This is a genomic window from Microbacterium hominis NBRC 15708 (assembly GCF_001592125.1).
GTDB lineage: Bacteria > Actinomycetota > Actinomycetes > Actinomycetales > Microbacteriaceae > Microbacterium > Microbacterium hominis.
This window is the reverse complement of the sequence record NZ_BCWI01000023.1, coordinates 13,274-38,541: the sequence shown is the minus strand read 5'-3', so window position 1 is coordinate 38,541 and position 25,268 is coordinate 13,274. Positions and strand designations below refer to the sequence as shown.

At 66.7% G+C, this 25,268-nt stretch carries 20 protein-coding genes, 1 tRNA gene and 2 pseudogenes; 8 read left to right on the top strand and 15 right to left on the bottom strand.

Going from position 1 to position 25,268, the window contains the following annotated elements; genetic code table 11:
• Positions 1-4 precede the first annotated feature (4 nt).
• From MHO01S_RS14675 to MHO01S_RS17045, 8 genes and pseudogenes are all read right to left on the bottom strand, one after another.
• Positions 5-970 carry a hypothetical protein gene (locus MHO01S_RS14675; RefSeq protein ID WP_060960681.1) on the bottom strand — a complete coding sequence of 322 codons (966 nt, stop codon included), beginning with the start codon at positions 968-970 and terminating at the stop codon, positions 5-7.
• Positions 963-1,238: a hypothetical protein gene (locus MHO01S_RS14670; protein ID WP_060960682.1), complete on the bottom strand. Its 276-nt coding sequence runs from the start codon at positions 1,236-1,238 to the stop codon at positions 963-965. The genes MHO01S_RS14675 and MHO01S_RS14670 overlap by 8 nt, the downstream gene beginning before the upstream one ends.
• A 37-nt stretch (positions 1,239-1,275) precedes the next feature.
• Complete coding sequence (locus tag MHO01S_RS14665; RefSeq protein ID WP_060960683.1) at positions 1,276-2,457, bottom strand: tyrosine-type recombinase/integrase; 1,182 nt, start codon at positions 2,455-2,457, stop codon at positions 1,276-1,278.
• 4 nt (positions 2,458-2,461) lie between these two features.
• Entirely contained in the window at positions 2,462-2,701 is a 240-nt protein-coding gene (locus MHO01S_RS14660) for a helix-turn-helix transcriptional regulator (RefSeq protein ID WP_167626542.1), read from the bottom strand.
• Positions 2,702-3,381: 680 nt separating this feature from the next.
• Positions 3,382-4,890: a CHAT domain-containing protein gene (locus MHO01S_RS14655; protein WP_060960684.1), complete on the bottom strand. Its 1,509-nt coding sequence runs from the start codon at positions 4,888-4,890 to the stop codon at positions 3,382-3,384.
• A gap of 198 nt (positions 4,891-5,088) precedes the next feature.
• Positions 5,089-5,433, bottom strand: a complete 345-nt coding sequence (locus MHO01S_RS14650) for a hypothetical protein (RefSeq protein ID WP_061782528.1) — start codon at positions 5,431-5,433, stop codon at positions 5,089-5,091.
• A 383-nt stretch (positions 5,434-5,816) separates the two neighbouring features.
• Positions 5,817-9,410: a hypothetical protein gene (locus MHO01S_RS14645; protein ID WP_231735176.1), complete on the bottom strand. Its 3,594-nt coding sequence runs from the start codon at positions 9,408-9,410 to the stop codon at positions 5,817-5,819.
• A gap of 165 nt (positions 9,411-9,575) precedes the next feature.
• Positions 9,576-9,935: pseudogene (locus MHO01S_RS17045) on the bottom strand (dsDNA nuclease domain-containing protein); the annotation flags it as partial.
• Positions 9,936-10,589: 654 nt separating this feature from the next.
• Between MHO01S_RS17045 and MHO01S_RS14640 the strand changes: the two are divergent.
• From MHO01S_RS14640 to MHO01S_RS17040, 3 genes and pseudogenes are all read left to right on the top strand, one after another.
• Positions 10,590-12,062, top strand: coding sequence for an AlbA family DNA-binding domain-containing protein (locus MHO01S_RS14640; RefSeq protein WP_167626540.1), 1,473 nt, complete (start codon positions 10,590-10,592; stop codon positions 12,060-12,062).
• A 144-nt stretch (positions 12,063-12,206) separates the two neighbouring features.
• Complete coding sequence (locus tag MHO01S_RS14635; protein WP_060960688.1) at positions 12,207-13,970, top strand: hypothetical protein; 1,764 nt, start codon at positions 12,207-12,209, stop codon at positions 13,968-13,970.
• A gap of 72 nt (positions 13,971-14,042) precedes the next feature.
• Positions 14,043-14,923 (top strand): annotated as a pseudogene (locus tag MHO01S_RS17040) (IS5 family transposase).
• Here the strand turns inward: MHO01S_RS17040 and MHO01S_RS14620 are convergent.
• Positions 14,917-15,348, bottom strand: a complete 432-nt coding sequence (locus tag MHO01S_RS14620) for an SRPBCC family protein (protein ID WP_231735177.1) — start codon at positions 15,346-15,348, stop codon at positions 14,917-14,919. The pseudogene MHO01S_RS17040 and the gene MHO01S_RS14620 sit on opposite strands and share 7 nt — an antisense overlap.
• Complete coding sequence (locus MHO01S_RS17035; RefSeq protein ID WP_371836327.1) at positions 15,330-15,563, bottom strand: hypothetical protein; 234 nt, start codon at positions 15,561-15,563, stop codon at positions 15,330-15,332. The genes MHO01S_RS14620 and MHO01S_RS17035 overlap by 19 nt, the downstream gene beginning before the upstream one ends.
• Here MHO01S_RS17035 and MHO01S_RS16965 point away from each other — a divergent pair.
• Positions 15,456-16,115: a tyrosine-type recombinase/integrase gene (locus MHO01S_RS16965; RefSeq protein ID WP_231735178.1), complete on the top strand. Its 660-nt coding sequence runs from the start codon at positions 15,456-15,458 to the stop codon at positions 16,113-16,115. The genes MHO01S_RS17035 and MHO01S_RS16965 overlap by 108 nt on opposite strands.
• A 198-nt stretch (positions 16,116-16,313) precedes the next feature.
• Here the strand turns inward: MHO01S_RS16965 and MHO01S_RS14610 are convergent.
• A tRNA-Pro gene (locus MHO01S_RS14610) sits at positions 16,314-16,387 on the bottom strand.
• 180 nt (positions 16,388-16,567) lie between these two features.
• On the opposite strand from MHO01S_RS14610, the gene MHO01S_RS14605 reads away from it, so the two are divergent.
• Both MHO01S_RS14605 and MHO01S_RS14600 read left to right on the top strand, forming a co-directional pair.
• Complete coding sequence (locus MHO01S_RS14605) at positions 16,568-17,146, top strand: GNAT family N-acetyltransferase (protein ID WP_061782527.1); 579 nt, start codon at positions 16,568-16,570, stop codon at positions 17,144-17,146.
• A 31-nt stretch (positions 17,147-17,177) separates the two neighbouring features.
• Positions 17,178-17,573, top strand: a complete 396-nt coding sequence (locus MHO01S_RS14600; RefSeq protein WP_061782526.1) for an RNA-binding S4 domain-containing protein — start codon at positions 17,178-17,180, stop codon at positions 17,571-17,573.
• A 27-nt stretch (positions 17,574-17,600) separates the two neighbouring features.
• Here MHO01S_RS14600 and MHO01S_RS14595 read toward each other — a convergent pair whose 3' ends face one another.
• Entirely contained in the window at positions 17,601-18,494 is an 894-nt protein-coding gene (locus tag MHO01S_RS14595) for an NUDIX domain-containing protein (protein ID WP_060960693.1), read from the bottom strand.
• Between the two features lie 167 nt (positions 18,495-18,661).
• On the opposite strand from MHO01S_RS14595, the gene MHO01S_RS14590 reads away from it, so the two are divergent.
• Complete coding sequence (locus MHO01S_RS14590; protein ID WP_060960694.1) at positions 18,662-20,575, top strand: ribonucleoside triphosphate reductase; 1,914 nt, start codon at positions 18,662-18,664, stop codon at positions 20,573-20,575.
• Positions 20,545-21,279 carry an anaerobic ribonucleoside-triphosphate reductase activating protein gene (locus MHO01S_RS14585; protein WP_060960695.1) on the top strand — a complete coding sequence of 245 codons (735 nt, stop codon included), beginning with the start codon at positions 20,545-20,547 and terminating at the stop codon, positions 21,277-21,279. The genes MHO01S_RS14590 and MHO01S_RS14585 overlap by 31 nt, the downstream gene beginning before the upstream one ends.
• Before the next feature lie 650 nt (positions 21,280-21,929).
• Here the strand turns inward: MHO01S_RS14585 and der are convergent.
• Genes der through MHO01S_RS14570 form a run of 3 tightly spaced genes read right to left on the bottom strand, consistent with a single transcriptional unit; the run spans position 21,930 to position 25,262 of the window.
• Positions 21,930-23,453 carry a ribosome biogenesis GTPase Der gene (gene der, locus MHO01S_RS14580; RefSeq protein ID WP_060960696.1) on the bottom strand — a complete coding sequence of 508 codons (1,524 nt, stop codon included), beginning with the start codon at positions 23,451-23,453 and terminating at the stop codon, positions 21,930-21,932.
• A complete protein-coding gene (cmk, locus tag MHO01S_RS14575) occupies positions 23,443-24,144 on the bottom strand; it encodes a (d)CMP kinase (protein ID WP_061782525.1) in 702 nt (233 codons plus the stop codon). The genes der and cmk overlap by 11 nt, the downstream gene beginning before the upstream one ends.
• Positions 24,141-25,262: a prephenate dehydrogenase gene (locus MHO01S_RS14570; RefSeq protein ID WP_061782524.1), complete on the bottom strand. Its 1,122-nt coding sequence runs from the start codon at positions 25,260-25,262 to the stop codon at positions 24,141-24,143. Before MHO01S_RS14570 ends, cmk begins: the two co-directional genes overlap by 4 nt.
• Between the last annotated feature and the right edge of the window lie 6 nt (positions 25,263-25,268).

Below are 25,268 nucleotides of genomic sequence, written 5' to 3'. Positions count from 1 at the left end.
TCCGTCAGAGCTGGATGTCGTGGTCGCGCTTGGCCAAGTCCGCCGTCATCCACTGGAACATGGGGAGCGATGAGGTGAGCGAAGAAACGACGCCGCCGCGATAATGGGCATTCGCTACCTCAAGGGCGCGGCGGCGCGGCTCGGTATACACGTCGAGAGGGAGCAGCCCCGCCCGAAAGCGCGCCCGCGAAACCTCGGCGACTCGCGCCCGCAGCTCAAGCTCGTGATCTGCGAAGTACACGTCGGCGATGGCCAGAATCTCACGGGCCACCCGGCGCGCCTCTGAGTGTTGCTGTAGTGCGTGCACCAACTCTCGTGGAGTAGGCACGTCCTGATCCCTGATCCGCGCCATCTCGTCCCCGGTGCGCCTGCGGGCGAAGAACGCATCTGCGGCGCTGTCGTTGTGGCGCCGCTCCGCTGCCAGGACGCGGTGGAGCCGTCGGTCTGGCAGTCCGGCACGAGCGCGACGACGCTGCAGACGCCTGGCCTCGTTCTCACGCTGTCGATACGACTCCTGCTGGGAGGGACTGGGTGACCACTCGGTTGCGCGCCCGGCTGCGCGCGCCCGAGCGACCGAGCGCCGACGGGCCTCGTTAGCCTTCTCGGGATCCGCGGCCTCTCGCTCCCGCCGCCGCTCGGCGATCGCTTCACGGTTTCGGTAGTAGTACTCGCGCTGCGCCTGCTTGTACGCCTCTGGATGCTTCTGCTTATAGCGCTCGCGTGCCTGCTGACGTTCCTCCGGATGCTGTCGTGCCCATTCCTTTGCCCGCTCGATGCCCTTCTGCCGCCGCTCCTTCTCATCTCGCTCGCGTTGCGCGCGCCGACGCTCGCGCTCGCGGTTCGTCTTGCGGATGTACTCACGGTTTCGCTCCCGGTAGTCGGCGTAGTAGGTCGGGTGAGCGTCGTTCCATGCCCTCCTCTGCGCGGCCAGCCGGGCCGAGCGCTCGTCTGGATCGAGCGGGTCACTCATCGTGGCCCACCGCAAGTACGCCGCTGAGTTCAGCGAGGGCGGTGAACAGTTCTTCGCGCGTCGCCGTCGGGTCGATGATCGCGCGCGCGACCAACACCCGCATCCGCGCCCGCTCGACGTCAGACACATCGCCGAGTCGCGCCATGCACCACTCAATGTCTTCGCCCAGATGGTACGTGGGGTCGTCGACCTCGATGTCCGGGTAGTAGAGGAAGGCGAGCACCGCAACGTGCTCGAGGACGGCGTCGACATGCTCTCGATCGGTCATACCTGTAGGTGCGCGAACCACTCCCACCCTGCGGCGATCAAGCCTCTTTCGAGAACGCACGTTCCAGAAGTTCAGCCGTCGCCGGGTTCACCATCTCGTTGCGCCGGATGTAGTGCTGGACGGTGATCTTTGGATCTGTGTGGCCCAGTAGCTCCGCCGCAAGCTCCACGCCGGCCCGCTCATTGATCGCCGTCGCGACCGTGCGGCGGAATGCGTGCGGCGTGACCCCGGTGATGCCGGCGAGCTCCATGACCCGTCGAAGCTGGCGTCGCACGTTGTTCGTCGTGAGGGGCGTGCCCTCTCGGGTACAGAACAGCAGCGCGTCGAGCGACGCATCGCTGAGTCGGGCCAGACGTCGACGGACGGCCTCGGCCGTGAACGTCGGAATCGCGACTGTGCGCCGAGACTTCGCGGTCTTCGGGTGGTCCTGCCGTTGGGTGGGCTCACCCTTGTTGCTGACGATCGTGCCAGCGATGCGAACTGAGGGCACCGCGCTCGTGATGTCGACGTCGCGGCGTCGAATGGCGAGCACCTCGCCGATGCGCGCGGACGTTCCGAGCATGACCTCGACGATTGCGCTGAGCTGCCCGTCGGGCTTTGGTCCGGATATCGCGCGGCCAGCCTCCCACACGGCGATCGCCGTGCGGATGGCAGTCACTTCGACAGGGGTCAGCGCATCGGGCGTGCTTGTCTGCCGAGTCAGTCGAGCGACGTGGTCCATTGGATTGCGCGGCAGGACCTCATGTCGCACCGCCAGGCCGAACGCCAGGCGAAGCACGACGCGCGCGTGCTTCGCTCGGCTGTAGCTTCGCTTGTTCAGCTGCTTGAGGAGTTGATCGCAACGTGCGACGCCGATCTCGCGCAGCGTCAGGTTGCCGATCGCCGGCATGACGAGGGTTCGCATGTTGCGCTCGTACAACTGCCGTGTGGTCGTCGACACCCGGCCCTCCTGATCCACGTCGTCAAGCCAGTAGTCGACGAGTTGTGAGAACAGGCTGTCGGGCGTGAGCACGGAAGTAGAGGGCTGGAAGAAGCTTCTCGTTGAGAACTTCACCTTCAGCGTGCGTTCGGCGAGAGCAGCCGTCGCGGCAGTGACCTGGACCTGCCTCGTGCGGCCGTCCCAGTCGCGGTAGCGAGCCCGCGCGACCACGCGGCCCCCGGCGGCCGGCAGAAATCCGATCTCACCGAATGTACCGATCGCAAGCCGCTGCCGGCTCATCGGGTCACCGCCGATCGGCGAGTGGCGACGCTTCGGGCTCTCGCTGAGCGTCGACCCAAGCACGCACGTCCGAGACAGCGAACGTCAGATGCTTGCCGTATCGGTGAGCTCGCGGTGCACGACCCTTCATCCGCCACTCGTAGATCGTCGAGACGGGAACGCGAAGATAGGCGGCGAGCTCGTTGATGTCGAGAAGCTGCTCCAAGCCCCACATCTCGAGGGAGAGGCTGTCGTCTGCGTTCATACCAGATAGGTGCGCCGGGCGTCGCACGATCAATCGGAGACAACCGCCGCGAACTCGCGCGTGCCGATGCCGACTGATTGCCGAGGCGCCGAAGACGGTCAATTAGGTAGGAATTCGGTGACAGGGTCATGTTTCACCAACTAAGAAGTCCCGGGAACCCTTAGGTTCCCGGGACTCTCCGGTCGGGATGACAGGATTTGAACCTGCGACCCCTTGACCCCCAGGCGCGTGGACGGCGTCGTCGAAGCCGAAAGTGCTACCGGAACAAGACGCATGTGATCCTGAAGGGTGATCCATGCCTCGTCGTCCGCGACGGACCGCAGAGCCAGACCACGTATTGCACTCTCTGCGCCTCCGAGATCCTGGCGCAGGCGGACAAGTCGCTCGCGGCGCTCCATAAGCGCTTCGCTGCTCTCCACGACGCGGGATGCCAGGCATGATGGCAGCCGATGGTGGCGTCGCTGAGAATGTTCACGGGTGCGAACCGGCACAGCGCGTTTCGGAGGTGGGCTGATTCAGGGTGGTATCGCCCGGATCGTGAAGAAAGCGAACCACATCAGCGAGGTGATCGCGGACACGCGCGCGAGCTGGTCCCGGTCATCCGGGTCGTCCGCACCTGGCGCACAGCAGATGTCCGATCCTGCGCCTTGACGAAGTGCGGGCGGGAGCGTGGCGGTGTGTCAACTCCCCCGGTGTATGGCAACGACCGTGGATGGTTGGAAGCGGATACTGGAGGGGTCTCCTACGATGGTGTACATCATGGATTCGGGAACGTATCCGGGTGTGCGCAGCCAGCCTTGGACACGCGCTTTCTGTCCTCGTTCGTCCGCGATTTCGAGGAGGATCGCCTCGGCATCTTCATAGAGGTGTGTGGAGCGAAGCCGTCCGGCCGACCGTCGACCCATGAACTCCTCGATGGGTGGTGTTCCTGTGGAGGCACTGGCGGCCCATTCCATAAGTTTCCCGTTCCCGTAGATGATGTCCGTGATCACGTTGTTGGTCTGCACGCGACGCCAGACGTCCATGAACGTGGTCTGCGGGATCGTTCCCTCAATCGCCTCGCTCATATTTGCCAGCAGGCGTGTCATGAAGACGGAATTGTGGTGAACGCCGACGGGAACAAGGGTGCTGAGCACGGCTCGTGCGCCGGCTCGGACGAGGAGGTCGGCGACGGCGACGGGCCCTGCTCCGCGGGGACCGGAGTGGCATGCGCTCAGAATCACGAGTGGTGGCATGGGTCCGAGGTCGTCGCCGGTGCTGTGATCTTCGCCGATGGCGAGGCCCGCCATGTTGGCGTCGGCATCGTAGACACCGTGCGCGCTGAGGACGAGGACCTCAGGGCGGTGAGCGGCAATCGCGTTTGCAACATCTGCCGGAGTGGACGCATCAACGATGTCGACAGAGATGGAGCGAGCCGGGTCGGTGAGGTGCGCGGCCGCGGAAGTCCAGGCTTGCCGGGAGGCGACACCGACCGGGTCGGTGGCGGGGATGCATTCGACGACGAGGATACGCATTCCCTCGCTGAGGTCGACGGGGTGGTCCGGGATGAACTCGATTTGGAAGGCTCGGGTGAGCGGGTTGATAGGACGGTAGGCGATCGGGACGAGTGCGGCGAGCGGAGTGGAGTGGCCGGGCAGGCGTACGAGCCCGATCGGGAAGTTCGTGAACGCGTCGATACGGGACGCGGTGCGCAGGATGTTGTTGAACCTATTGGTGAAGAAGGGCCGCATTGCTTCGTCGAGCTTGGCGCGAAGGCGTGCTTCCTTGGCGGGCGTTATTCCGCGCTTCGACCGTGCGCTATCGATCCAGTAGCGTTCGAGGTCGGCGAGTGCGAGGAACGCCGCGTCGGGGATGGGGTCAGTGATGACGCCGACGGAGTTGTCCCCGGCAGTGTTATGCGCGACAAGCAGGCGGAGGACATCCGGCGGGTCGCCGGGCGCGGTGCCCGCTGGGGTCGCGGTGGGCTGTGTAGCGAGCGTGGGAGATGCTGTTCGTGTCTCTTGCGCGAGGCGGCCGACGAGACGCCGATAGCGAGGAGCGACGCCGGGCATGCCGAGGGTCAATGGCACGTTGAGGTTGCGTGCGGCTTGGGCGAGTTCGACGTCCACCACTTCTCCGGCGTCGGCGATCGAGTGACCGTCATCTTCCAAGTTGGCCATCGTGTCGAGGAAGGCGCGCCAATTCAGCAAGTCGATCGCTCCATCGTAGAAACTTGCCTCGCGTGTCCACGTGGGTACTCCGGTTCTTTCGATGGCTTTCAGGAGCCGACGAAGCGCGAGCGCGGAACCGTTTGGGGCGATGGTTGGGGACCACTCGGGCGGGCGCGGATCGAGCGAAACCCCGTGGGGGAAGTCAGGCTTCCAGAGGTCGCTGATTGTCTGCCAATGTCATTTCAGCATCGCGGCGTTCAGGTCTCTGACGCGAACCGGTGGGAGCGCGAATCCGCCGTCTCTGGATGCGGCGGTTGCGGCGGTGAAGTTGTCGTCATCGCTGATGATCAGCATGGGTTCCCCGAGTCGAGTGAGCCCGGCGAGCATCATCGGGTTCTGGACCGCGCATGCCGGCACGGGAAAGATGAGGTGTCGGCGCTTTTCGCGGAGTTGGTCGCGAATAGCGGACATGTAGGGGATATCGACGGTGTCGAATCGGGTCGAGGGCAGGTGGAGGGCGTACCAGACCGCGGGCAGGATTGGCACAAGTTCGGGATCGAAGCTGACCGCGGGGTCGTCCACTCCGGACGGAAGTGTGTGTGCGATGGGTTTATACGCCTCGTCCTCGGTACTGCTGACAGGGCACACAACGAGATAGATAGGTCGCGGATGATTCACGCGGGTGCTGCCGGCCTCTGACTGGAAGTCGTCACTCATTGCGCGGCCGCAACGAGACGGCGGTCTGGACGTACGGCGGCGTGCGGACGCTGGAGCACGGTGAGGGTCCGTCGCATGTGGATACCTGTTCGTCGTCGTTAGCCTTGCCGCGCTTCGGTGCGGGTGCGGGTGCGGGTGCGGGTGCGGGTGCGGGTGCGGGTGCGGGTACGGGTCTAGGTTAGCGGGCACGGTGGCACCCGCATCGGCGTGTCGGCTCGGGCCAGCTTATAGACGGACGAATTGCCCGGCTAGGGTGCCGAGACCGCCTCCTGCATGCGCGCAACCCGGTAGTCCGCATTCTCAAAACTGTCTTCGATGTCCGCGATGACGACGGCTGTGCCGTAGACGACTGCAGCGTCGGCGCCCGGTACCGCCGCTTGCTCCGCGTCTAGCAACAGCAGGCTTTGCAAGCTCGCGATCTCGTCCCATCCAGATCGGCCTCCTTCTGCCGAGTCCTTTGCGGTGGACAGGTCATCAGTGATCGCTGCGCCGATGACCGTCAAGATGTTGCTGAGCGCGGACACGTACTCGGTCCCGGCGTGAGCGGAGGTGAGTTCATCGATCTGCGCTTTGAGGCCGACGAGACGGTCCCAGGATTCGTCAAGCGCCCGTCCTTCCTCGTCGGGAATCAGAGTGCTCCCGCGGATCGCGATGACGGCTGCGATCGATGAGAGACGACGAGCTTGCTTGAGGTAAGCCGCATAGGGATCAGAGATTGGGGTCGCAGCGATCGAGCCTGCGAATGCGGACGGCGCTCCACGATCGCCAAGTGGGATCACCCCGTGATGCGCAACCTGGAAGATCGAGGCAGTCAAGTAACCGTTAGCTGAGCGCAGTCCAATCCATATACGCCGGTCTGGATGTTCGACAGCAGTTCTCGCAGCATCCGTGAGAGATGCGAGAGCATTTAGATGGGCGAGGAGGCTCTCTCCTTCCACGATGATCGCTAGGTCTCCGGGCGGCCAACTCATCATCGTGTGATCGGAGAGGCTCGGCACTACGGCGACCGCGTACCCCGCGTCTGAGAGCGCAAGTTGCATTCGATCAGCCTCTTTCTGCAAGGCTGCGGAAGAGCGCTCGGTCGCAACGGTAGCTGCTGCGGCGATCCGAGCGGTTCCCGTGTGTCGCCCAGCAGCGGCCCGCATGGATAGGCGGACTGATGAGTCCGATCCTGCGCTGGCGGACGCGATTATTCGCAATTGGCGGAGAGAGTCGAGTAGCTGAGCGCAGTCGGGCGGGTCGGGGAGGTAGCGGTATCGGTCGAGTTCGATCAGTGCACCGACCTTCTGGATGAGACTGTCGAGCGTTCCGACAGTCAGGATGGGGCGCCGCTCGGCTACATCTGCCCGCGCAAGACTTGGAATGACTTGCTGGAGCAGCATTCGCACGACGGTGGCGGCGTCGCTCTCGACGGGATAGTCACCGAGAGCGCCGGGCACTTCGTCCGTGTAGCCCTCGTCTGCCGGAGAGTCCATCTCGGAAAGCAGCGCGGTGACCGATTCGAGCCGGCGAACGATCGTTCGAGTCACAGTTCGATTGCCTAGGTGGGCGAGCGCGATCTCTGGGAGCAGATCGAGGAGCGCCCCGAGTGCTTTCGCCTCGACCGCAAGCTTGGAGGTCAACGTGCCCGCGCCGTACTTTCGCGACAAGGCTCGAGCCTGGGCTCTGTTATCGGAGACTTCGAGGGCATGGGGCAGATTCTCTCGGGGAATCGCTTTGTCAGCGAGCGGGTAGTCGCCGAGCTTGGCCAAGCGCCCAAGGGCATCCACCGCACCCACCCGGGCGATCAACGCTGTCGGCGCAAGAGCGAGGGCCAGTCGGCAGACCTCAACGACAGCGTCGTTCTGGTTCGGCTGTAGCTCCTCGTCGATGAAGATCCATCTGCCATCCACCCCGTCGGCTACGCGTTCCAGCGACGCTAGCCACGGTGTTTCTGTCGCGATCCTGCGCAAGAGGAGCTGCTCGCCGCCGGCTGTGATGACAGCGTGTTCCGCAAGCTCAGGTGCCGCGCGACGTAACGCCTCCGTCATGTCGGCCGCGTCGTGCAGCGGCCATCCCGTCAGGCGTGCACCGATTGCACCCGCCGTGGCCTCCAGAGCTGTGACGTCGAAACCGCGAAGTACGGTGATGGCCTGCAACAGGAGTTGGGGTGCCTCGTCATCGAGGACCGCAGCGGTCGTGAGTTCTTCGACCAGCGTCGCGTCGATCTTTCGCCACAAGGGTTGCAGATCTGGATCGGTCGGGACGCTGCGGAGCCTCTCAATGGCTGCCACAATCTCGGGCTTGAAGAGATGTTCTGTGTCGGGGCGCGGCTTGGTGCGGGACATCGTAAACGCATTTACAGCGTTGCCAGCATCAACGTCACATTCATCGAGGATGAGCTTCCAGTCGTCGGCCCGCCTTCGAAGTCCATCAGCACGGAAAGCGGATGCGACTGCGACGAGCGTCTGGAGAGTGCGATCGCGTGTGATGCGCTCGGTTGCGGCCTGGATCATCACGGCTTGGTCAGCCCCGGACTCGAGTGCTCGTCGGAGGAATCGCGCGAGCTCGGCGCTGGTCACTAGAGGGACAATGCGCTGGAGAGTCTCCTGCTGCCCAAAGGGGTGAGCTGCCCGGGCGAGTGCTGCGGATCGGATTTCGTGCAGCGGCCGCATGAGGTTGCCCGAGTCCTCAACGATAAGGTGCTCGTCTATGAGGCGGCGGCTGGCAGCGACGAATGCGCCGTGGTCGGCATCCAGAGCGGATTGGATCGCATGGGCAGGGACGGCGACGCCGTATTGGTTGGCACACGATGCGAGCCGGAGGATCTCAAGCTCAAGATGTCGACTCGGGTCTGATTCGCGTGCGGCGACTTGCGCGCTGACGACAGTGGTGAGATTCACACCCTCGGTGAGCAGCGTGACGTACTCCAGTAGAAGACCGCCTGCTCGCTCGGCTGGTTCCCGCCATCCGGCCCATTCAGTGAGATTGTCCGCCTGGTAGTCGCGCCAAAGCTGCTCTGCAAAGCTGTCGTCAAGCATGGGCGTTATCGTGGCGATGGCCGACAACAGCGGGACAGGGAAGCGGTCTTCCTCTCGAATCGAAACAATGGCGATCACGTTCGACAGGTCCGCGAGCCGTCTAAGTAGTCGATCGAGGAGATCTGGGTCGTGGCGACCAGCGTCGTCGATGAGGACTCCCACAGGCGCATACGCACTCGGCCGCAAAGCCTCAATGCGCGCGGAAAGAAGTGCGACAGCATCGCGCCCTGTGCGCCCCGTTGGTGTCAACGAGTGGACATGCTGCCAGCGATATAGCCTCCGGGTTTCGTACGCGGCTGCGTACGCGAGTGCGCTCTTGCCGCTGCCGCTCGGTCCGGCGATGACTGCCAACCGGCGGGTCACCGCGACTTCGACTACTTGCTGTGTGAGTTCAACACGAGGCACGAGCAACCCGGCAACGACGTGAGAAGCTCCCACGTGCACGCCCTGCCGTAGGTCCGAACCATCAGCAGATGATCTCCAGTCGATTGCCTCGCAGATCCCCAACGACCTTGCCTCATCGAGTAACTCGAGGTCGACGGTCGCCAGGACCTGGTCTATGAGGACATCGATGCCTGCGATTTCCACGGTCGCGCGCTTCGCGATATCCGGGTCCGCGTTCGCGTCGCTAGCCTGACCCACTAGGGTGCAGACGGCAGCCACAATGATCTCCGCAAGACCATCCGGAAAATCGCGAGTTCCGGTAATGATGCTGATCGCCCGCGCGTGCGGGTCAGGACAGACTACAACTGAGGCGGAGGCCGCAAAGGCAACCGAATCCTGATCGTTTTCGAACGACAGAGCGTCAAGTTCCTTGGCCAATTCACTCGGGGGACTCGAGCCAGGTTGTGCAGCCTCACTCCCCCACTCGGGTACTGGGATTCGAGCGACCGGGCGCTCGAGCAAGAGGGTCGTCGTGGCTGGGAGTCCGGCGTCCCTACGCTTCACCCAAGCCTTTGCGACGGAACGCAAGTCCTTGCGTAGGTCCGTCGCCGCGAAATCGCCCGCACTATCGCGTCGCGACTTGACCTGGATGAAGAATGCCCCGCTGGACGACTGCACCGAAATGTCGTCGTACCCTTCCGGCGTCACTAACGCGGTCGCGTCGCCTTCGCTCCACAGACGCAATACGACGAGCGTCGCGACCAGATCCTGAAAACGAAAGCCGCGCCCGGCACGCGCACCGGCTCGGGAAGCGACCCACAATGCAGCCTGTGAGTCGCTTGGCACGCTAGTTGACGCTGGCCTAGCAGGAGACAAGATCTCTCGTTTCTGACCGCGGCGCTCCTGCGCGGCACCTCGTCGGCGCGCTTCGGCTATCGCGCGCTCGGAGCTTCGACGGGTCATGTATTTGATGGTATCGACGATCAGCGACGCATGACCGCTGCGTGCATGGTACTAGCTTGTGTCCCTGCTTGCATCTCTGACGGTGGGCGTACTTGCAAACCGACACCACCGATCTCACGCTCGCCACGGAACGAACGAATCAGCATTTTGGATGGAGCGAAGCGAGCCTCCACGTCACTTGAATTTGATTCGCAAGGGCAGCAACGGTTCGCTCGCGCGGAGGCGATGACGCTAGAACCTGTTGGAGCAACCACGCAGGACGCCTAAACCCGTAGCCAAGTAGGACCAAGCCCCGATGAGAATAGCTTCTCATCAGGGCTTTTCCGTCGGGATGACAGGATTTTAACCTGCGACCCCCTGACCCCCAGGTACCCGGTTCGACCCGATTCCTTGATTTTCCGGGCATCTCTGCCCCTCAGACGGCACCATTTCACGTCATGACTTACATGAATTGCATGCATATGGTCCCGAGCAGGTCCCGGCGCTTGGCGGGCACACCGGGCTCGAGTCGACAACCCGAATGCCGAAATCCGCAGCTTGCCCCGCTCACTCAACCAAGGTACGTGGCGGCGCCAGCAGCGTCGCCGCAGGTCGTAATCCTGGCTCGCAGCCAATCCGACGACCGATTCGCCGTTGTAGTCTCCCGTTATGCCGATGAGCGTCGACCTGGATCGCCTGCGCGGGCTGCTCGCGCGCGGCGCCGAGTCGGATGATCTCGATTTCAAGGCGACATGGAACCCTCGCCAGAAGCCTGACCTCATCGAGCTGTGCAAAGACATCGCCGCGATGGAGTCCCTCCCTGACGGTGGTTACATCGTCGTAGGTGCTGACGATCACGGGTCACCGAGCGGCTTGTTTGCGCCTGAAGCCGCCCGCGATTTCGATGAGCAGAAAATCCGATCCAGGGTCGCCGCGGTACTCGGCGAGCCCATCGACCTCAGCGCCGCCCTCCATCGCATCGAGTCCAACGACTTCCTCTTGATCGGCGTCGGCCCGAACCGGGACGGTATGCGGATCATGTCGAAAGACGGCGAGTACGAGAACAAGACAGTCTGGCGCGCCGGAGATGTGTTCGTGCGTCGCGGCACCTCTAGCGTTCGATGGAATCAGCACGAAGCACGCGGCATCATCGAGCGAGTCATCGCGGCCCGCAAGGAAGAATGGCGACGAGACATCTTCGAGACGATCCGCGTCGCAACCCCAGCCTTCGAGCCGGGCGGGTTCGTGAACGTGAACGTCGAAATGCCAGCTGAGTCGTTCGGCGCAGCAGTCACCGAGCTGATCCGCCGCGGCGACGAAGTCGGCCTCGATCTCCTCCTGCGGAAGACGATCAGCGACGCCGTCACCGTCGTCGATGCCGCCACGGGCAAGGACGCGAGGGCTGTCGCGGCTGAACTAGGTGATCAGCTCGACCGGCTCGACATCATCGCTGCGCTCTCCGCGCGCTACTCAGCAGGCACGGCCTTCTCCCGAGCAATCGAGGGTTACCGAGCCATCTACGAATCGGTCGATGAAGACTTCGTCAGCCAGCCGCGCCGGTTCCCGCTCGGCCACAAGGAAGTGCTCATGCATCTCTATGCCCTCGGCGTCGTTCTCGTGCAGGAGAAGCAGTGGGAGAGCCTGGCGGCCCTGGTCCGCCTCACTCCCATCAGTACGCACGGTGGCTACTGGAAATCGCTGCTCCGAAAGGCCGAAGTCATGGTCGCCCGAGCCGAGCTACTGAAGGACGAAGAAGGCACGCGAAGCGGCGTCATCGAGGCCGCCAAACCCGTAGCCGCTCACCTCTTCGACTTGCTCGGCGACGGTCAACCGCGAGATCTCACAAATCTGCTGGTTGAGTTCGACGTCTACCGAGGCGTCGCGAACGCCGGCAAAGACGAAAACGACAAGCTCGGCGCATACACCAACTTCGCTCTCTACTACTCGGCAAGGGCCGAGCCTGCGTTCCTCACCCTGCTCGACGACCCCGTCGCGCGCGCCGCACTCTTTGACGGTACCGACGCGCAGCTGGCGGCCGTGTACCGGCACATGAACAGTGCGGCAGCACGTGAAGCCTTCGCCTACAACGGCTGGGACGGCTTCGAGAATCCACGTCTTGTATCCTTCGCGGGGACAGCCGAAGACTAGTACGTCGCCCGACCCCAGGGGCCAATGAACCTGAGCCGAGCAACCCAAGCACCACAAACGTCGTGGCAGACCGCTCACCTCCCATGACCTCCGATGCGAGGATGACATTCGAGTGATCCCCAGGAGCAGGAAGGAGGCGCCCCGATGACCGCGATTCCGTGGACCGTCGTAGACCCTGACACGATCGAGCGGATGATCGCGGTCGGACTGTGTCGCCGACACCAGCATGCGCGACGCATCAGACCCTCCCAGGGCGACGGTGGATTAGACGTCCTGGTACCCGCAGGGCAGTCGCAGTTCCACGTCGAGGACTACCAGGTCAAGAAGTTCGCGGACGGACTCGACGACTCGCGGAAGAGCCAGATCAAGAAGTCTCTGAAGACCGCGATCGCGTCCCACCAAGACACGACTTCTCGCTACACCATCGCAAGGTGGTATCTGACGCTACCGATGGATCTCACCCGCGAGCAGGAGACATGGCTCGCAAACCTTGCTACAGAGCTCAACGCACCGTTCCCCGTTGAAGTCTTCGGACTCACGCAGATCGAGGATCTGCTGCTCGAATCGCCTAACATCCGCGAGTACTACCTCGGCGACGGCATGGAGAAGGTTCGCGAGATCCTGAACCAGATGAGCAGCCTCGCCGGGCTCCACAACCTCACGATGGATCCGACAAAGATCGAACCTGGTGACGCGTCGGCCCCCTTGGCGGAACTTCACCGGCAGATAAACGCGGCGGACCCGCACTTCAACTACGACTTCCAGGTAACGGCGGACCTGCCCGTCATCACGCCCTGGGTCGGACTCGTCGCCAGCGTGATCGCACGGACGAGCCCCGAGGCGCCACACGTGACCTGGCATGTCTCCACCAAGTACGACAGCGCCCTGGAAGACCGTCCCATCCCGGGCAGCTACACCGTGTATCCCGAGCGGATGACCCCCGAGCAGCGCGAGGCATGGGAGCAATGGCGGGACTACGGCACGCCCGTCACCCTCGATGGTGATGTCGTCGACAAACTCACTATTGACCTCCCCGGAGGGCTGGGCGGTGACCTGCCCGCCAGTGACAACCTGCTGCGAATCGGCCCGGCTGTCGGTGAGTTCGACGACGAACCAACGGCCCGGTCCCTCTGGGTCATCGAGGACACCGACGGCAAACGCCTGGCCGAGCGGCTCTTCTCGCTGCGCCGCACAGGACGCGGCATTGCAGGCGGCGAACATCTCCACGGCACCGACGCCGAGGAATACATCGGCGTCGATCTTTTCGTGATGCTCAACACCCCGAACGGGATATCCATGAAGGTGAAGCTCGATATGCGCGGCGACCTCTGGGTGGGCGAGCCCGTGCAACGTGTCCTGCCCGCGCTACGCTTCTGCGCAGCCTGGGGCAACGACAACAGGCTGCGCCCACAAGACGAGTTCGGTCTCCGAGTCGCCGAGCACACCCTCGCGCTCAGTGGTGAAGCACCGATCCCACCTGACCTGGTCGCAGCCGTCGAGGACCTGGCCCGCATCAGCACCGCAACTAAGCGGCCCATCGCGCTGCCCGAAAACATGGAGGCTCTGGCAGATCAGAAGGGCGTAGGCCTACGCATCATCGCTGACACGGTCGCCGGGCTAGAGCCCGAGGTTGGCATCGGCGAGCTCGTTCTCTGGTACGAAGATGACCCCGCAGCGCTCGACAATCTGATGGCACGCGCCGAAGCCGGCAAGCTCATGGTTCCCTGGGCGATTCCCTTTCCCCTGCTCGGCAACGATTTCGAGTTCGCGTTCAGTCTCGAGATCACCGGTGACATTGAACTCGTGCCTGACGAACCGAGCGGCGTCCACGCGCAAACTCGGAAGGCCGCTCGTCTCATTCCCGCCGCGACGACCCGCGGACGTCTGCGCCAAGATTTTCCTTCGTAGGCCTGCGACATCGTTCTCTCCTAGGCCGTGTTGCTAAACACGTTCGGGTGCCTCGTGGGTGAGTCTTGATGCGTGTCTCGTGACGTGATCTCGGATGAAGCGTGGGCTGTGATCGGTCCGCTGTTCCCGACTGTCAAGTCGACGGGGCGGCCCCCTGTCGACCGACGTACGGTGGTCGAAGCGACGGCGTGGCGGTTCCGCACGGGCGCTCCTTGGCGGGATGTGCCGGAGCGTTTCGGGACCTGGAACACGATCTATAAGAACTTCAACCGTTGGTCCGAAGAGGGCGTGTGGGCGCGGGTGCTGGAGAAGACGCAGTCGCTTGCGCAGCAGTCTGCCGATCTGGACTGGGTCGCATCGATCGACTCCACGATCGTGCGTGTACACCAGCACGGTGCGACGCTTCCGCGCACCACAGGGGGCTTTGTCGAACTACAAGAAGTTCGGTGACGAGCCGCCTGATCATGCGATCGGCCGCTCGCGGCGGGCTGACAACGAAGAGTCACCTGGTCTGCGACGGGAAGGGACGTGCCCTCGCGTTCATCCTCACACCCGGACAAGCGGCAGACACCAGCATGCTGACCGCGACGCTGAGCGAGATCCGCGTCCCGGGCGCGAGAGGCAGGCCACGGTCGCGACCGGACCGGGTGCTCGCGGACAAGGGCTACCCGTCAAGAGCGAACCGTGCCTGGCTGCGCGAGCGCGGGATCGCCGCGACGATCCCCGAGCGTGACGATCAGATCGCTCACCGCCGCAAGCGCCGAGGGCGACCGATCGACTTCGGGCACCAGCAGCGGGTCCGCTACCGCGGCCGCAACGTCGTCGAGCGGTGCTTCAACAAGCTCAAGCAATGGCGTGGTATCGCGATGCGCTCAGACAAGACCGCACGGAACTACCACTCCGGTCTCTGCCTCGCTGCCACACTCCACTGGCTCGCCAGCAGCGTTCACTGAACATCGACGTCGACTGCTTCGCCCTCGCTCGTACGCTTCAAGCGCGCCAAGTGGTATCGCCACCCCTCGTCGTGTTCCGCAGGCAACGAAGACGGAGTCCGAGCGCGGGAGAATCCTGACTCGGTGAGCGTGACCAAGGTCCCCTGCAGGCGCGCTTCGAGCTCGATCACGACCTCGAGAGGATGATCCCAGCTCTGCTCGGTCCAACTGAATCCGAGAACATGCGGCGCGTCGCATCGTGTGACACTCCCCGCCGCGCTTACCTGACGGTCTCCCTCGACCCAGGTTTCAACGAGCGGCGAGCCGACGGCGGCCTCGAAGCGCATCTCAGGCCACCATGCGCCTCGCCCCGCCGTTAGGTATCGCCAGACAACCTCGACGGAGGCATCAATGTCCGCCACCACCGTCACCGAGTCACGAAGCACATGACCAAGCTATCGCTCGGACCGAAGCCTTTAGCAACACGGCCTAGGGCTGCTTCGACTCGGGTTATGGCGTCGACATCCGGGCGTCGGAGTACATCCAGCACGTCGTGCAAGCGCTCGACAGATGCGGCAACGTCGGACCGGATCAGAGCAGCAGTCACACGTGCCTCTCCCTGGGTTTGCACTTCCAGCGCGGCGACACGGAGCGAAACCAGGGCGAGCTGATGCCCGATCGCATCGTGCATCCCCTCGGCGATCCGCGCCCGCCCCCGCGCTGTCGCCGCCTGAAGGTCCGCGAGACGGGCCCGGACGGCGAGCACGCGGATACGCATCAGCAACAGGACCACAGCACCGATGACGATCGCAGCAAGTTGCAGGAGGGCTCCCAGCACCGCCGATCCGGTCGCGGTCCATGTTCCGACCACAAGCCTGAGGATCGACTGCTGGTCGGGCCGAAAGGCGGTGCGCTCACGACCGCGACGGTGCGGGACGCGACGAACTGGGACCAGATCGTCAAAGACATCGGCCTGCCCGACCTCACCCGCCACGGCCTGCGCCACACCGGCGCGACCTGGCTCGCTGACGCCGGCATCCCGCTGCACGTGCTCCAGAACATCCTCGGCCGCGCCTCGGTCGAGACCACCCGCGGCTACCTCCACCCCGACGACCGGCACCTGGCCTCCGCTGCCGAGCAGGCCAACGCCTTCCTCGCCCGCTCAGCCAAGGCCACCGGGCCGTCTCGCCGAGGCGCATCGAGGACCTTGTAGCGATGCGCCGCACAGCTCGCAGAGCGTTCTGGTCCCCTTTTGGTCCCCTTATCCACAGCTTGGGCCGCCGAAGGGATGCCGGTGGGCGATCGGCCGCTCCTGCTGATCGACCAGGGGGACCACGAGGGGACCAACAAAAACCCGTCGACGGACATGACAAAACCCTGATGAAAATGGCTTTTCATCAGGGTTTTTCTGTCGGGATGACAGGATTTGAACCTGCGACCCCCTGACCCCCAGTCAGGTGCGCTACCAAGCTGCGCCACATCCCGTGGCATCGATTTTCAGTTATTTCGGGCCGACAGGAGGTAAACCCCTTATCCCCCAGTCAAGTGCGCTACCAAGCTGCGCCACATCCCGGTCTACCGTCCGCTCGCGGACAACTCCCCTATCCTACCGGTTTCCGGGAGTGCTCGCGAACGCGTGTCCGTGACCGGGAGTACGGTCTGGTCATGAGCCAGATCGAGATCGTCCCGGCATCCGCCGATCGCTTCGCCGATGTGGAGCACGCCCTCACCGGCGGAGGCGACGGCGCCTCCTGCTGGTGCCAGTGGTGGATGCTGCGCAACAAGGACTTCCAGTCCGCGACGCCCGCCGAGCGGCGCGAGCTGCTCCGCGGCGACCTCGCCGCCACGCCCGTCTCCGCGCTCATCGCCTACGTCGACGGCGAGGCGGCCGGCTGGGTCAAGGTGTCGCCGCGGCCGGCGCAGCCCCGCCTCGCCACGACGCGCGCGTTCCAGCAGTCGCCGGAGCCCTTCGACGATGCGTCGGTGTGGGCGGTGACCTGCTTCGTCGTCCGCCGGGAGTTCCGCGGCGACGGCCTCGCGAACCGCCTGCTCGACGCGGCCGTCGACCACGCCCGCGCACACGGCGCGCGCGTCATCGAGGGCTACCCCGTCGACACCGATGCCGGCAAGACGTCGTCGAACAACCTCTTCCACGGCGCCCTCTCGAGCTTCGTGGATGCCGGATTCGTCGAGGTCGCCCGCCCGAAACCGGCGCGCCCGATCGTCTCGCTGACGGTGGCGTGACCTCGCGGCTTCGGCAGGGCAGAATCGAGAGGTGAGCGAACCGTCCGTCCGCGTGGACTCGTGGCTCTGGGCGGTCCGCGTCTACAAGACCCGCTCCGCCGCGACGACCGCCTGCCGCGCCGGCCACGTCCGCATCGGCGGCGAGAAGGCCAAAGCCGCGCAAGCCGTGCGCGTCGGAGACGAGCTGCGGGTGCGGATCGCGGGATTCGACCGCATCCTCGTGGTGCGCCAGCTGCTCACCAAGCGCGTCGGCGCGCCCGTCGCGGCACTCGCCGCCGAAGACCGCACACCGCCGCGCGAGCCCGTCGCCCAGCTCGCCGTCCGCGATCGCGGTGCCGGCCGTCCCACCAAGCGCGAACGGCGCGAGATCGATCGCCTCCGCGGGCGCGATGCGCTCAGCGGCCCCGGCGACGAGAGCGACTCCTGACCGCAGCGCGCGTCAGACGGAGCCCGGTCAGACGGCGTCCAGCCACGACGTTCCCCGACTGATCGCGCCGTGGACGGCGACACGCTCGCGCAGCTCACGGTCGCTCGTGACCACGACGACCGACCGCCCCGCCGCGGCGAGCGCCGCCGCCTCGGCGACGATCGCGTCGTCGCCCTCTCCGACCGCGCGCACGACCGCGATGCCGGGAACGTCGTCGACGGCCCGCGCCTGCCCCTCGACCACGACGCGCACCTCGGGGAACCAGACATCCCCGGGCAGCTCCAGCCGAGCGGCAGCCATGCCCTCCACGACCAGCGGACGCAACCGTTCGAGCAGTCGCCCCGTCGCCGCCGCACGATCCTTCCACCAGCCGTCGGGCACGGATCCCACCACGTTCGCGGCATCCACCACCACAGCCGGACGCACGTCGAGCAGTCCGCGCAGCATCGGCCACGACGCGGCGAAGCCGGGGTGCAGCGGATACGAGTCCACGGCCTGCACCGGCACCCACGCGAGCTCGCGGCTCTCGGGATCGCTGATCACCGGCGTGAACGGCTCGACGACGTCGGCGACCACCGTCGCGTACGTCCACACGCCCACGTCGTACACGCTGATCAACCGCGGCCGCACGGCCGACGCGGGAACCCCGGCTTCCTCCGCCGACTCCCGCAACGCCCCGTCGCACGCCGACTCGCCCTCGTGCCGCGCCCCTCCCGGTAGCCCCCAGGTGTCGCCGAAGTGGCTCCAGGCGACCCGGTGCTGCAGCAACACCCCTCGCTCGGCGTCGACCGCGAGCAGACCCGCGGCCCCGAACCGGCCCCAGTACCGGGCGCCGTCGTCGGCGACGACCCAGGCGTCGCCGGGATCGCGCGGCCCGTCGGGTCGGCGCGGCTCGCCGGGAGCAGGGGGCACGATCGTCACCCGTTCAGCCTGTCACACCCCCGGCATCCCGCCGCCTCCGCGTGACGAGATTTTGCACGGTGCATCACTCTCCGACACGCCCACATCTGGGCGCGACAGGCCCCGCAGACCCCACATATTGTGGTCAGACCAAGCCCACCCCACGAGATATCGAAAGCAGGATCACCATGTCCTCCTCCCCCAGCGACACCGTCGTCTCGGCCCGCGCCACGATCGACGAGTATCTCGCCCGCTCCGACTGGCGCATCAACGCGAACGCCAACCAGGGCTACTCGCTGGGCGGCATGATCCTCAACTCCGCCGGAAAGCTCGTCGCGAACTACTGGCTCGACGAGGTCTACGACCCCGCCGCCGGCACGGCCCACCGCGAGGGCGACCTGCACATCCACGACCTCGACGTCTTCGCCGGCTACTGCGCCGGCTGGTCGCTGCGGATGGTGCTGGAACAGGGCTTCAACGGTGTCGCGGGCAAGATCTCCAGCACCCCGCCGAAGCACTTCTCCAGCGCGCTCGGCCAGCTCGTCAACTTCCTCGGCACGCTCCAGAACGAGTGGGCCGGCGCGCAGGCGTTCAGCTCGTTCGACACCTACCTCGCCCCGTACGTGCGCGTCGACGCGCTGAGCTACGACGATGTGCACCAGGCGATGCAGGAGTTCGTCTTCAACCTCAACGTCCCCTCTCGCTGGGGCACCCAGACCCCCTTCACCAACCTCACGTTCGACTGGGTGTGCCCCGACGACCTGCGCGAGCAGCATCCTCTCCTCGGCGGCCGCGTGCAGGAGTTCACGTACGGCGAGCTGGCGCCGGAGATGGCGATGATCAATCGCGCGTTCATCGACGTCATGACCACGGGCGACGCCGACGGCCGCGCCTTCACCTTCCCCATCCCCACCTACAACATCACCCGCGACTTCGACTGGGAGGGTGAGAACGTCGAGGCCCTGTTCGCGATGACCGCGAAGTACGGCCTCCCCTACTTCCAGAACTTCCTCAACTCCGACCTCGACCCGCACATGATCCGTTCCATGTGCTGCCGCCTGCAGCTCGACCTCACCGAGCTCCTCAAGCGCGGCAACGGCCTCTTCGGCTCGGCGGAGCAGACCGGCTCCATCGGCGTCGTCACGATCAACTGCGCACGCCTCGGCTTCCTGCACTCCACCGGCACCGGCGACGACACCGCGGCGCTCGCCCGCCTCGACGAACTGCTCGACATCGCCCGCGACAGCCTCGAGGCCAAGCGCGAGGTGATCGGCCATCACCTCGCCGGCGGACTCTTCCCCTACACGCAGCGCTACCTCGGCACACTCGAGAATCACTTCTCCACCATCGGCGTCAACGGCGTGAACGAGTACGTCCGCAACCTCACGCGCGATGCGCACGACATCACGACGGATGCCGGGGCCGCCCTCGCCACGCGTCTGCTCGACCACGTGCGCGCGCGCATCACCGCGTTCCAGCAGGAGACCGGCCACATGTACAACCTGGAGGCGAGCCCCGCCGAGGGTGCCACGTACCGCTTCGCCAAGGAGGACATCGCCCGCTTCGGCTCCGCCCAGGATGCCGCGACGAGCGCGGACGGCACCGACCCCGGCATCCGGCACGCCGGGACCCGGGCGAACCCGTACTACACGAACTCCTCGCAGCTGCCCGTCGGCTACACGAGCGACCCGTTCCTCGCGATGGCGATGCAGGAGCCGCTGCAGCAGAAATACACCGGCGGCACGGTGCAGCACCTCTACCTCGGCGAGGCGCTGCCCTCGGCATCCGCCTGCCGTGACCTGGTGCGCCGCTCGCTGGAGCGCTTCCGCCTGCCGTATCTGACGATCACCCCGACCTTTTCGATCTGCCCGCGCCACGGCTACCGCTCCGGCGAGCACGAGACCTGCCCCGACTGCGGCGCCGTGTGCGAGGTGTGGACGCGCGTCATGGGTTACTTCCGGCCGATCGCCGGGTTCAACATCGGCAAGAAGGGCGAAGCTCAGGAGAGGACGTACTTCGTCGCGCCCCACGACGGCCCGGCGACGGCATCCGCGACACCGCAGGAGGAGTCATGGTCCGCACCGCTGCAGCCAATGAGCTGAACATCGCCGGGGTCACGGCGTTCTCCACCGTCGACTGGCCCGACACGATGACCGCGACCGTGTTCCTGCAGGGCTGCCCGTGGAACTGCTTCTACTGCCACAACCCCGCCCTCATCGACCCGCGCGCCGAGGGCGCCGTCACCTGGGCCGACGTCACCGACCTGCTATGCGAACGCATCGGGCTGCTCGACGGCGTCGTGTTCTCCGGCGGCGAGCCGACGCTGCAGCGCGCCCTCGTCCCGGCGATGCGGATGGTGCGCGCGCTCGGATTCCGGGTGGGGCTGCACACGGCGGGGGCGTATCCCGGGCTGCTCGCGCAGGCGCTGCCGTTCGTGGACTGGGTGGGCCTGGACATCAAGGCTTCGCGAGAGGACTACGCCGCCGTCACCGGTCGCGGCCCCAGCGGCGGCCACGCGTGGCGTTCGCTCGAGCTGGTGCTGGGCAATCGGCTGCTGCGGGCCGGCTCCGACCACCCGCTCGACTACGAGGTGCGCACCACGGTGCACCCCGCGGCGATCGACGACGCGGGGCTGCGCGAGCTCGGATGCCGGCTCGCCGACGCGGGCGTCGACCACTGGGCCGTGCAGCGGTTCCGCGAGACGGGGGCCCGACAGCCGCTCCCCCGCGTGGCGGATGCCGAGGCACCGGCGCTCCGGCTCGACGACCTGCCGACGGAGCGGTTCCGCTCGCTGGTCATCCGCTGACGGGGCCGCGTTTCGACTCGCGGCTGCGCCGCTCGCTCAACGACCGGGACCGGGGTCGAGCGCGCGTGGCGCCGTCGCGCTGGCCGGGCGCGGGCCGGGGCGGGGGCGCGGGCGCGGGCCGGCGTACCGGGTCAGCGCCGCCCGCCCGAACTGCCTGACCTCCGCCCGGCTGCCTGTCCTCCCGCGCGCCTGTCCGCCCACCCTCCCGAACTGCAAGGGATGCGGGGCGACACGCCGCGGCATCCGCGCCGCACACCGCGTGTCGACACAGAGGCCTTGCAGTTCGGTCAGCAGCCCGCCCGACCGCAGACAGGCCGAGCCGGCTCGGCCGAGTCCGCTCGGCGCGCGGCTCGTCCGCCCGCCCACCCGCCCGAAATGCAAGGGATGCGGGGCGACACGCCGCGGCATCCGCGCCGCACACCGCGTGTCGGCGCAGAGGCCTTGCAGTTCGGTCAGCAGCACACGCCGCCACCACCGCCGACAGGCCAGCCGGCTGGGCCGAGCCCGCTCGGGGCGCGGCTCGTCCGCCCACCCTCCCGAACTGCAAGGGATGCGGGGCGACACGCCGTGGCATCCGCACCCCACACCGCGTGTCGGCGCAGAGGCCTTGCAGTTCGGTCAGCGGCCCGGGCTCGCAGCCGCGCCGCGGCTCAGCGCTGGCGACGCTCGCGCACCCGCATGTTGGTGACGATCGGCGTGCCCTCGAAGCCGAAGATCTCGCGCAGACGGCGCTGGATGAAGCGCCGGTACCCAGGGTCGAGGAAGCCGGTCGTGAACAGCACGAACGTCGGCGGCCGGGTGCCGGCCTGCGTGCCGAACAGGATGCGCGGCTGCTTGCCGCCGCGCAGCGGATGCGGGTGCTCGGCCACCAGCTCGGCCAGGAACGCGTTGAACTTGCCGGTCGGGATGCGCTGATCCCACGACTCGAGCGCCGTCTCCAGCGCCGGCACGAGCTTGTCGAGGTGACGACCGGTGCGCGCCGAGATGTTGACGCGCGGCGCCCACGTGACGTGGGCGAGGTCCTGCTCGATCTCACGCTCGAGGTAACGGCGACGGTCGGCGTTCTCCATGTCGTCGTCGTTGAGACGATCCCACTTGTTGAACGCCAGCACGAGCGCACGGCCCGACTCGAGCACCAGGTCGATGATGTTGAGGTCCTGCACGCTGATCGACTGCGACACGTCGAGCACGACGACGGCGACCTCCGCTTTCTCCAGCGCGGCGGAGGTGCGCAGCGACGCGTAGAAGTCGGCGCCCTGCTGCAGGTGCACGCGGCGACGGATGCCGGCGGTGTCGACGAAGCGCCACAGCTTGCCGCCGAGCTCGACGATCTCGTCGACGGGGTCGCGGGTCGTGCCCGCGAGCTCGTTGACGACCACGCGCTCCTCGCCGGCGGCCTTGTTCAGCAGCGACGACTTGCCGACGTTGGGGCGACCGAGGATCGCGACGCGACGCGGCCCGCCGAGCTCGCCCTTGGCGACCGCCGAGACCTCCGGCAGCACCTTCATGACCTCGTCGAGCAGGTCGGCGACACCGCGGCCGTGGATCGCGGAGACGGGGTGCGGCTCGCCGAGACCGAGGTTCCACAGGGCCGCGGCCTCAGGCTCCTGCCGGGCGTCGTCGATCTTGTTCGCGACGAGGAAGACCGGCTTCTTCGTCGTGCGCAGGAGCTTGACGACGGCCTCGTCGGTCGCGGTCGCGCCGACCATCGCGTCGACGACGAACAGCACGACGTCGCACAGCTCGATCGCGACCTCGGCCTGCGCCGCGACGGAGCGGTCGATGCCGCGCGCGTCGGGCTCCCACCCGCCGGTGTCGACGAGGCTGAAGCGGCGGTCCATCCACTCGGCCTTGTACGTCACGCGGTCGCGCGTGACACCGGGGGTGTCCTCCACGACGGCCTCGCGACGGCCCAGGATGCGGTTGACCAGCGCGGACTTGCCGACGTTGGGCCGTCCTACGATCGCGACGACCGGCAGCGCCGGCAGCATCTCGACGACCTCGCCGCCGGCGGTGAAGCCCGCGAGCAGCTCATCGTCCTCGTCGTCGAGCTCGTAGTCGGACAGGGAGGCGCGCAGCGCCGCGGCCCGCTGCTCGGCGAGCTCCTCATCGAGGTTCGCGAGCTTCTCCTCGATCTGGTCGGGTCCGGCCTCGTAGTCGTCTTCAGCGGCCATCGGGATTCTCCTGTGCAGTGAGGGCGACCGCGGAGATCACGTCGAGGACGGCCTCCACGGTCTGCGTGAAATCGAGTTCGGTGGAGTCGACGACCGTCACCCCGTCTGCGGCGGTGAGGAAGTCGACCACGGTGCTGTCGGCGGCATCCCGTCGGTGCAGCGCCGCGGCGACCGCGTCGGCGTCGTGCGCGCTCAGCTCCGCGCTGCGGCGCGCGGCGCGCACCTCGGGCGCGGCGGTGAGGAGGATGCGCACCGGAGCGTCGGGCGCGACGACCGTGGTGATGTCGCGGCCCTCGACCACGACGCCCGGCCGACCCGACTCGCGCACGAGGCGGCGGAACAGCGCGTTGACCTGTTCCCGCACGGCGGGCACGCGCGCGACGCCGCTCACGGCGTCGGTCACCCGCGGCTCGCGGATCGCGGCGGTCACGTCGGCGTCGCCCACACGCACCCAGTAGTCGTCGGGGTCGAGCGAGATCGCGTAGGGGAAGTCGGATGCGGCGGCCACGACGGCCGTCTCGTCGGCGGTGTCCTGGGCCGCCCCGGTGCCGCGCGCCAGCACGTGCCACGCGAGGGCGCGGTAGGCCGCCCCGGTGTCGAGGTAGCCGTAGCCGAGCGCGCGCGCGGCCTGCTTGGAGACGCTCGACTTGCCGGAGCCGGCGGGCCCGTCGATGGCGATCGTGACGGTCATGAGGGCAGGCTCGCAATCTTCCAGCCGCGCGCCACGAGGCCCTCCTCGGCCTGGCGCACGATCGTCGGGTCGACACTGATCTCGGCGAGACCGAACTGGGCGCCCGGCGAGTGCTCCAGCCGCAGGTCCTCGACGTTGACGCCGAGCTCCCCTAGCTCTCCGAACAGGCGGCCGAGCTGGCCCGGGGTGTCGTCGACCATGACGACGAGGCTCTCGAAACGCCGGTTCTGGCCGTGCTTGCCGGGCAGGCGCTCCACGCCGTCGTTGCCGCGGCGGATGGTGTCGGCGAGGGCACGCCGCGCGCCGGGGGCCTCGGGGGCGCGCAGGGCGTCCGCGACGGCGCGCAGGTCGTCGGAGAGAGCGTCGAGCACGTCGACGACGGGTGCGGAGTTCGCACCGAGGATCTGCACCCACAGCTCCGGTGCCGAGGCCGCGATGCGGGTCGTGTCGCGCACGCCCTGTCCGGCCAGCCGCAGCGAGCCGTCGGGCGCGTCGACGAACCGGCCCGCGAGCAGCGACGCCACCAGCTGGGGCACGTGCGACACGAGCGCGACCGCGCGGTCGTGCTCGTCGGGAGTCATCTCGATGGGCGTCGCGCCGAGGTCGAGCGCGAGCCCTTCGACGAGCGCGAGATCGGATGCCGGGGTCTCCTCGTCACGGCACACGACCCAGGGGCGGCCTACGAAGATGTCGGCGCGCGCCGAGATGGCGCCGCCCCGCTCGCGCCCGGCCATCGGATGCGAGCCGATGTAGTGCGTGAGGTCGACGCCGCGTCGACGCAGTTCGCGGAGCGGGTCGAGCTTCACGCTCGCGACATCGGTGACGACGGCATCCGGGAACGCGGCGAGCTCGCGCTCGACGACGTCGGCGACGACGTCGGGCGGAACCGCGACCACCACGAGCAGCGGGCGGTCACCGTCGGCGGCCGCGCGACCCGCGCCGTAGTCGACGGCGAGCCGCAGCTGCGCCGGCGACGCATCGGCGAGCGCGACGTCTACGCCGAGCGCGCGCAACGCATGGCCGATGCTGGCGCCGAGCAGCCCGGCACCGACGATCCGGACCGTGCCGGAGGTGCGAGCCGCACGCGCGCGTGCATCGGCAACGGCCTGTTCGGTCACTGTTCT

Excerpts from the sequence above, each read along its gene's own strand:
- MHO01S_RS14675 (WP_060960681.1), bottom strand. The coding sequence starts at position 970 with ATGAGTGACCCGCTCGATCCAGACGAGCGCTCGGCCCGGCTGGCCGCG.
- MHO01S_RS14670 (WP_060960682.1), bottom strand. The coding sequence starts at position 1,238 with ATGACCGATCGAGAGCATGTCGACGCCGTCCTCGAGCACGTTGCGGTG.
- MHO01S_RS14665 (WP_060960683.1), bottom strand. The coding sequence starts at position 2,457 with ATGAGCCGGCAGCGGCTTGCGATCGGTACATTCGGTGAGATCGGATTT.
- MHO01S_RS14660 (WP_167626542.1), bottom strand. The coding sequence starts at position 2,701 with ATGAACGCAGACGACAGCCTCTCCCTCGAGATGTGGGGCTTGGAGCAG.
- MHO01S_RS14640 (WP_167626540.1), top strand. The coding sequence starts at position 10,590 with ATGAGCGTCGACCTGGATCGCCTGCGCGGGCTGCTCGCGCGCGGCGCC.
- MHO01S_RS14635 (WP_060960688.1), top strand. The coding sequence starts at position 12,207 with ATGACCGCGATTCCGTGGACCGTCGTAGACCCTGACACGATCGAGCGG.
- MHO01S_RS14605 (WP_061782527.1), top strand. The coding sequence starts at position 16,568 with ATGAGCCAGATCGAGATCGTCCCGGCATCCGCCGATCGCTTCGCCGAT.
- MHO01S_RS14590 (WP_060960694.1), top strand. The coding sequence starts at position 18,662 with ATGTCCTCCTCCCCCAGCGACACCGTCGTCTCGGCCCGCGCCACGATC.
- MHO01S_RS14585 (WP_060960695.1), top strand. The coding sequence starts at position 20,545 with ATGGTCCGCACCGCTGCAGCCAATGAGCTGAACATCGCCGGGGTCACG.
- der (WP_060960696.1), bottom strand. The coding sequence starts at position 23,453 with ATGGCCGCTGAAGACGACTACGAGGCCGGACCCGACCAGATCGAGGAG.
- cmk (WP_061782525.1), bottom strand. The coding sequence starts at position 24,144 with ATGACCGTCACGATCGCCATCGACGGGCCCGCCGGCTCCGGCAAGTCG.